Raw genomic sequence first — 7,147 nt, forward strand, 5'->3', positions numbered from 1 at the left:
AGCAGATAGGTTTCGAAACGGCGATTGAGAAGGAATCGTCGAGTGAGGTCGGCCCGATCGTCGAACTCGCGGAAGGCGATACCGTCGGGCGCATCGGGGGTGTAGAGCACGACGCGCGCCACGGCATTGCGCTGACGTGCGGCGATCATGAAGACGCCGGTCAGGGGCGAGCCCTTGTAGGTGAGCTGATGGACGACGATCTCGTGGCGCTCGACCTTGGCGCGCTGAGCGGGGTCGGGGTGATCGAGTACGGCCTGGACCCATTGGAAACCGCGTTCCAGGCGGTCTTCCATAAATGAGCGGGGCTCGCTGGTATCGAGGTAGGACAGGCGGGCATCGGCCGCCTCGAAGCGCATGCGCGCCTTGAGCAGATCCGTGGCAAGGGCGCGCTGCAACAGGCCTTCGGGAGTGCTGCCCAGGGCTTCGTCCAGATGTTGCGCATAGGCGTTGGGCAGGTCCAGATCGCGGACGATGTCGCGCAGTACGTCGGCAGTGATGTCATCTTGCGGCGAGCCGTCGGCATGGACGACGGACAAGCCATCGGTCGGCAGAGAGCTGATGTTGCGGAAGGCCAGTTCGATCAGCGAAAGGGTCTCCGAGGGGAAGCGGAAGCCGTTGAGGGCGGTCGCGATGGGGGTCTTGAGCGTGCGGTTTGCGTAGGCCACGTAAAGAGCCGGCGCCGGGACGTCGATGCCACGCTTCTTCAGCGCCTTGGTGAGTTCGGCTTCGGCAAAGGTGGCGATGGGCGGAATGACGTTCAGCTCATTCGCTTCTTGGATACTGTCGTTGAAGGCGAGGGCAGCATCCTGCCAATGCTTGCGGATCTTGACCGGCTGCTTGTCCAGGCGCTCCTGATGGCGCAGGGCGGCCAGGGCAAGATCGCGATGGCGCACGATGGCGTGCGTGTCGAGCAGTGGGTGCAGGTTGATGGCCTCCGGCAGGGAGTCCTGAAGATGCGTGTCGTCGAGTGCCAGGTCATACACGGAGGAGGCGCGCTCGCGCTGACGCGCGATGAGGCGGCGTGCCAACGTATCGAAGACCTCGCCGGTGATGGGGCGGGAGTCGAGGAAGGAGGCCTCGATGCGGGCCTTGATGGCATCGAGAACAGTGGTGGATCGAGCCTCCGGTTGAGGTCCGGAGACGTCATCGACGTTCCGGTTGCCGATATCGAGTTGTGTCTCGATCGCGGCCACGTTGGTGTCGGGCAGGTCGTCCTGTTCCATCCGTGGGATGACGAGTGGTCCGGCGTCGCGATAGAGCGCATCAATCGACTCGAAGACCTGCCAGCCGTTGTCGGGTATAAAGAGCAGTACCACCCCGGGCTGCTTCTCGTCCTCGACCACCAGCGCGCCGGCATAGGGAGTGGTGCCGACGAGCAGCTCGCGGGCGCGAAGGCCGTCGCGCAGAGGGCCGCCTTGGTGTGGAAGGCGGGCGACGATCGCCGCGGCCTGGTCGGAGATCGTGCCGTCGTTGTGCCGCAGGGCGGCATCGTCGCGCGCGACTTGCCCCAGGTAACGCGCCAGGACCTGGCGGCGCGACTGGACAGGCTCACCGGAGGCGTGCTCGACAGGGGTTTCCCAGAAGGTATCCAGTCCCTTAAAAAAAGCCTCGCGACCGGCCAACGTACGGGGCAGGTCCCAGAGCGCGTCCTGTTGATCGATTAGCCATTGCTGGGCGTCGCGCATGCGTTGGAGCATGTCGATCGCCGCCTGGTTGGCGTGGGAGACGTGGGCGGGGGGCGCCTGCGGGGGAAGCATGTCCATATGAGCTACCTCTGGAAAGACTCCAGAAATTAGCTCGGCTTCGCCCTTGGTTATGCCGGTGGTAAACCGGACATCGTGGCGTCGAAAGCTGATAATGCTGTACGAAGCCCCTACAGTGAGCGACCCTTGGATCGCGTAGGTGCTTGACGAGGCCTGAGTGCGTCATCCCCGCCCCCTCCGCATGCGCCAGTCCTCGCCCGCCAACCGGAAGGCGAGGACATGCCGGCCCTACAGGCCGCGCAGAAACGCAAGCCATATCGGCCTACTGCGTATAACCCCAGGCGTGCTCGTTGGTGCGGAGCACAAGCCGTGTGTCGTACATCCATGGCGAGTGACCCGGCGTGGTCTGGCGAAGGAAAAAGGCATTGCCGCTGCTCTCCGGTACGCTGAAAAGTTCCATGACGGGCCCGGCAGGCGGGTTTGCTCGGTTTGCGACCTGCTGGAGGTTGATGCGTACCCAGGCGCCATGACTGGTGGCGAGCGACGCATTTGGATTCCTGGTACCGATCACGCCTGGCGGTAGCATGGATAAAGGCATATCAGGCGTGAGCGTATAGGCGGTGATACCAACAAGATGATTTCCCACGCGGGCTTGCGGAAGCGCAACGGTGGTGGTGCCGAGCGATGTCTGGAGCTCCTCGGGCGACAGGTAAACATAGGCCTCGTTCGGCCACTGCGCGGGTGGGATACGGGGTGGGACCTGCACAGAAAACGGTGCTGATCCCAGCATGGTTGTCTCTCCGATCGGACGTGCGCTCGGTGCGGCCTGGGATCCACTCGAGCTCCCTTGGCGCACGCTCGAAGTCCCCGCTCTGGGCGGTAGCGGTAGCGGTATCGGGGAGGGATTCAGCGGTGGCGCCCTTCGGCCCGCGTCTACAGCGATATCCCAGGCGCGAACCTGCGCCGGAGTCAACATGGCGGGCTCCACGTTCATCGCGCGGGCAACCCGCAAGGCGTCGTTGAAAGGCAGCTGGCTTTGCAGGCTTCCCAGGACCACGCTGCGCTGGTATTGAGTCATCGGCACCAGGGCCGGGCTCATGGTTTCAGTATGGGCAATGGTGTTGGCCAACTCGGTGGCCTCAGCCGACGACAAATGGTTCATGCCGCCGAGCAGCCCGACGCGCCGGTAATGCCAACTGCCGTTGGCCAGACGTTTGATGGCGGGCCCGGTGAAGTTGGCATCCGGCGTGCCTTTGTAAGTCAACCGCCAGCCGTCGATGTTGGGATCGAATCGCACCTGATAGAACCGGCCGGCGTGGTGGATGAAGCGATCGCCGCCGATGGTGTAGACGCCTGAGGTAGGCGTGGGGCCAGGGGGTGCGGTCACGCCCTTGGCGATGAAGCGCTTCTCGAACAGGGTGTCGGCGGCAGGCAGGGCGCGCCCGCTCGCTACAAGAACCTTTCCGTCGAATGCGGCGCGCACGTAACGGCCGCAAGCGGCAGGCATCTGGGTGACGAGCGGCAAGACGTTCAAGGCGTTGACGTAGCCGTCGGTGAAGGCCAGGAATGCTTCGGGCGATTCACCGGCCTTGACGTGGTCATAGAAACGCCAGGCGGCGTTGGCGGTGTTCGGGACGCTCATGACGATGCTGGTGCCTACCTCGATACCTAGATTGAGCACTATGTGAGAGCTTCTAACGGCCGAGATCCATGCATCGGACTGGGCCTGCTCCCTCGTGCGGGAGGCGTCGTAGGCGTTGCGCTTGATCAGCGCGATGGTGGTGTCGTAGGCGGCATCGAGGAAGGAGCCAGTCACTTCGCGCTCCTGGAAATCCTCACTCCACTGGGTGCAGTCGCCGCATCCTCCCAGGATCCAGTTGAGGGAGCGGCTGCCGTTGAACTTGAACCTCTTGACGCGACGCTTGCCCCTGTCGTCGAACTCGCTGTACTCGGCCGGCAGGCGTTCAAGCAGATAGTTTTCGAAGCGGCGATCGAGAAGGAAGCGCCGGGTAAGGTCGGCCCAATCGTCGAATTCGCGGAAGGCGATGCCGTCGGCCGCACCGGGGGTGTAGAGCACGACCCGGGCCACGGCCTTGCGCTGGCGTGCGGAGATCATGAAGACGTCGGTCAAGGCCGAGCCCTTGTAGGTGAGCTGATGGACGACGATCTCGTGGCGCTCGACCTTGGCGCGTTGGGCCGGGTTGGGGTGGTTGACCACGGCCTGGACCCATTGGAAGCCGCGCTCCAGGCGATCGTCCATGAACGAGCGGGGCTCGCTGGGGTCGAGGTAGGACAGGCGGGCATCGGCCGCCTCGAAGCGCATGCGCGCCTTGAGCGTATCCGCGGCCAGGGCGCGTCGCCGACGGCCCTCGGGGCTATTGCTCAGGGCCTCGTCCAGGTGACGCGCGTAGGCGTTGGGCAGGTCCAGATCGCGGACGATGTCGCGCAGCACATCCGCGGCGATGTCGTCTCGCGGCGAGCCATCGGCATGGATGACGGCCAAGCGATCGGTCTTCAAGGAGCTGATGTTGCGAAAGGCCAGTTCGATCAGCGAGAGGTTCTCGGTAGGGAAGCCTTGAGAGAGGGTCGCGATGGGCTTCTCCGCCGCGATGCGCTTATGGGTCACGTACACGGTGTGTGCCGGGGCGTCGATGCCGTGTTTCTTCAGAGCCTCGTTGAGTTGGGTTTCGGCAAAGGTGCCGACGTCGGCGGGCGCATCGAACACGTCGACCGCATCCGCCCGTCGCCAACTGTCGCGGTAGGCGAGGGCAGCCTGCTGCCACTGTTCGCGGAGCTTGGCGGGCTGTCTGGCCAGGCGTTCCTGATCGCGCTGACCAGCCAGGGCGAGGTCGCGGTGGCGCACGATGGCGTGCGTGTCGAGCAGTTCGTGCAGGTTGATCGCCGCCTGCAGGGGGCCGTGCAAATCCTCCGGGGTGAAGGCACGATCGTACGCGGCGGCGGTGCGTTCAAATTGCCGAGCGATGAGACGTTGCGCCATGGCTCCGAAGACGTCACCGGTGAGGGGGCGGGAGCCGAGAAAAGGCGTAGCGAGGTCCGCCTCGACCGTATCGGCGTCGACACCGGACAGCTTGGCCCCCTCGGCCAGCCGCTGGCGGAAGCGTGCCTCGACCTCGTGATAGAGCGCGCCAAGCGAATTGAAGACTCGCCAGCCGCTGTCGGCCATGAAGAGCAGTACGAGGCCGGGCTGGCGATCGTCCTCGACCACCAGCGCGCCTGCATAAGGTGTGGTGCCGACGAGCAGTTCACGCGCGCGGAGGCCATCGGGCAAGGAGCCGCCCTGACGCGGTAGGCGCGAGGCGACCCCTGCGGCGGCCTCGGATAGCGTGCCATCGTTGTGGCGAAGGGCGGCATCGTCGCGTGCGGCCTGCCCCAGACGCCGAGCCAGGGCCTGGCGGCGGGCCGAAGCGGGTTCGCCCGCGGTGTGTTCGACCGGGGTTTCCCAGAAGGTATCCAGTCCGGCGAGAAACGCCTCGCGACCGGCAAGCGTGCCCGGCAACTCCCAGAGCGCGTCCTGCTGATCGGCGAGCCATTGCTGGGTGTCGCCCATGCGCTGGAGCATGTCGACCGCGGCCTGGTTGGCGTGGGAAACGTGCGCAGGCGGTGCCTGCGGGGGAAGCATGTCCAATGGCTATCCTTGGCGTGGAGGGGAACGCCAAGGCTAGGTGCGCGCAGACGGCTTGTATGTCCGCGGGCGGAGACGACAACCCGTCAGTGATCCGCCGATGTGTTGTCGGGGGTAACCGCCGTTACAGCTTGTAGCCGCGATGGATGGCGACGATCCCTTGAGTGAGGTTGCGGACTTCCACGTGTCCGAAACCTGCCGCCAGCATCATGCCCTTCAAGGTCTCCTGATCGGGATGCTTGCAAATGGATTCGGCAAGATACCGGTAGCTGTCGGCGTCGTTTGCGAACAGACGGCCAAGGCGCGGCAGGATCTGAAACGAATGTACGTTGTAGAGCTTCGACAGCAACGGATGACGCACTTTCGAAAATTCCAGGACCAGCACGCGCCCACCCGGTTTCAACACGCGGTGCATGTCGGCCAGCGCCTTGTCCTTGTCGGTGACGTTGCGAAGGCCGAACGCAATCGTCACGGCGTCGAAGCTGTTGTCCGGAAACGGCAGCATTTCCGCATTCATCTGCGCCCATCGCAGCCCGGAAACGATGCCGCGATCGGTCAGGCGATCGCGACCCACGCCGAGCATTGCGGCGTTGATGTCGCCCACCACGACTTCGCCCTCGTCACCCACGACCGGCTTCAACAGCGCGGCGATGTCTCCGGTGCCGCCTGCCAGGTCGAGCACCCGGTCACCACGCCTCACGCCGCTGACGGCGACGAAATGGCGTTTCCACAGGCGGTGGATGCCGAACGACATCAGGTCGTTCATGAGGTCGTAGTTGCGCGCGACCGACGTGAAGACCTCGCCGACCAGTTTCTGCTTATCGGCCGCCGGGACGTCGCGGAAGCCGAAGTGGGTGGTTTTCTGAGTATCCATGCGGGGATGGTACTGCTTTGTCCACTTTCGGGCATCCGCGACGGATGGTGCGGAGTTATGGCGTGCCGAATATGCCGGGGAGGGGCTGGCCGCTCGGCGTACCGGAAGTGGTCGTATTTAGGGTGACGGAGAAGGAACGGTCCAGATCGACCCAGTTAGCTACCCCCCGACGGAGTATGAAAAGATCGGAGTTATCTATCCGAGACAGCGTGGCATCGGGGTGGAGTGACCTCAATCCGCGCGTGTCGATCCGGATCCACGCCGAAGCGCTGCTACCGATGGAGTGGGGCTGTTCTGCCAACATAGGGCGCGGTGAGATGAGCGCTTGGCGGGGGACAGTGTGCCATGGCGTCTCCGGCGGCAGCGTTGTCACGGGAATGGCCATTGAGCCGCCGGGGACTGGTTTTGGACTCAGGTAAAGCTTTCTTCTCGTCAGACTGAAGTTCAACTCGCTGCTCGACATGTACACATAGACGTGGTCAGGCCACTGCGCATCGGTCAGCTTCGCGTATCGCACCGAACGAGTTGGGGAAGCGGCTGCCGCAAGACCGGTGGGCGCGCTGGAGTTCGCGGCAGAAGGCGATCGTCCCGACGCGATCGCCAAGGCTTCGTCCCACAGGCGAAGTTGCGCTGTGGTGAGCGTGGCATCGGGCGTCGAGCGAGTCATGGTGGTGAAGATCGTATTGGCCTCGGCGGGGGTCGTGCGGCGCAATAGTTCCTCCGCAAGGGCATGCTGTTGATTGAAAGGCATGTTCGATATCTGCGGGTTCAGCTCTGCGGTTGGACGCATATTCATGACCATGTCGGTGGCCTGATAGGACAGTTCGTTATCCATGCCGCCGAGCAGCCCGACGCGCCGGTAATGCCAACTGCCGTTGGCCAGACGTTTGATGGCGGGCCCGGTGAAGTTGGCATCCGGCGTGCCTT

4 protein-coding genes are annotated in these 7,147 nt (G+C 64.2%); all 4 read right to left on the reverse strand.

From position 1 onward, the window contains the following. On the reverse strand, positions 1–1,763 hold a 1,763-nt coding region (locus BT115_RS18120), incomplete at its 3' end, for a dermonecrotic toxin domain-containing protein (protein WP_218184783.1). 262 nt (positions 1,764–2,025) lie between these two features. After that, on the reverse strand, positions 2,026–5,343 hold the full coding sequence (locus BT115_RS18125; protein ID WP_072324096.1) for a dermonecrotic toxin domain-containing protein: 3,318 nt from the start codon (positions 5,341–5,343) through the stop codon (positions 2,026–2,028). Between the two features lie 127 nt (positions 5,344–5,470). Beyond that, a complete protein-coding gene (ubiE, locus tag BT115_RS18130; protein ID WP_072324098.1) occupies positions 5,471–6,220 on the reverse strand; it encodes a bifunctional demethylmenaquinone methyltransferase/2-methoxy-6-polyprenyl-1,4-benzoquinol methylase UbiE in 750 nt (249 codons plus the stop codon). Between the two features lie 55 nt (positions 6,221–6,275). Then, positions 6,276–7,147 (reverse strand): hypothetical protein (locus tag BT115_RS18725; RefSeq protein WP_177257452.1); only part of this gene is annotated, 872 nt, incomplete at its 5' end.

It is taken from the genome of Luteibacter sp. UNCMF366Tsu5.1 (assembly GCF_900119235.1).
Classification (GTDB): domain Bacteria; phylum Pseudomonadota; class Gammaproteobacteria; order Xanthomonadales; family Rhodanobacteraceae; genus Luteibacter; species Luteibacter flocculans.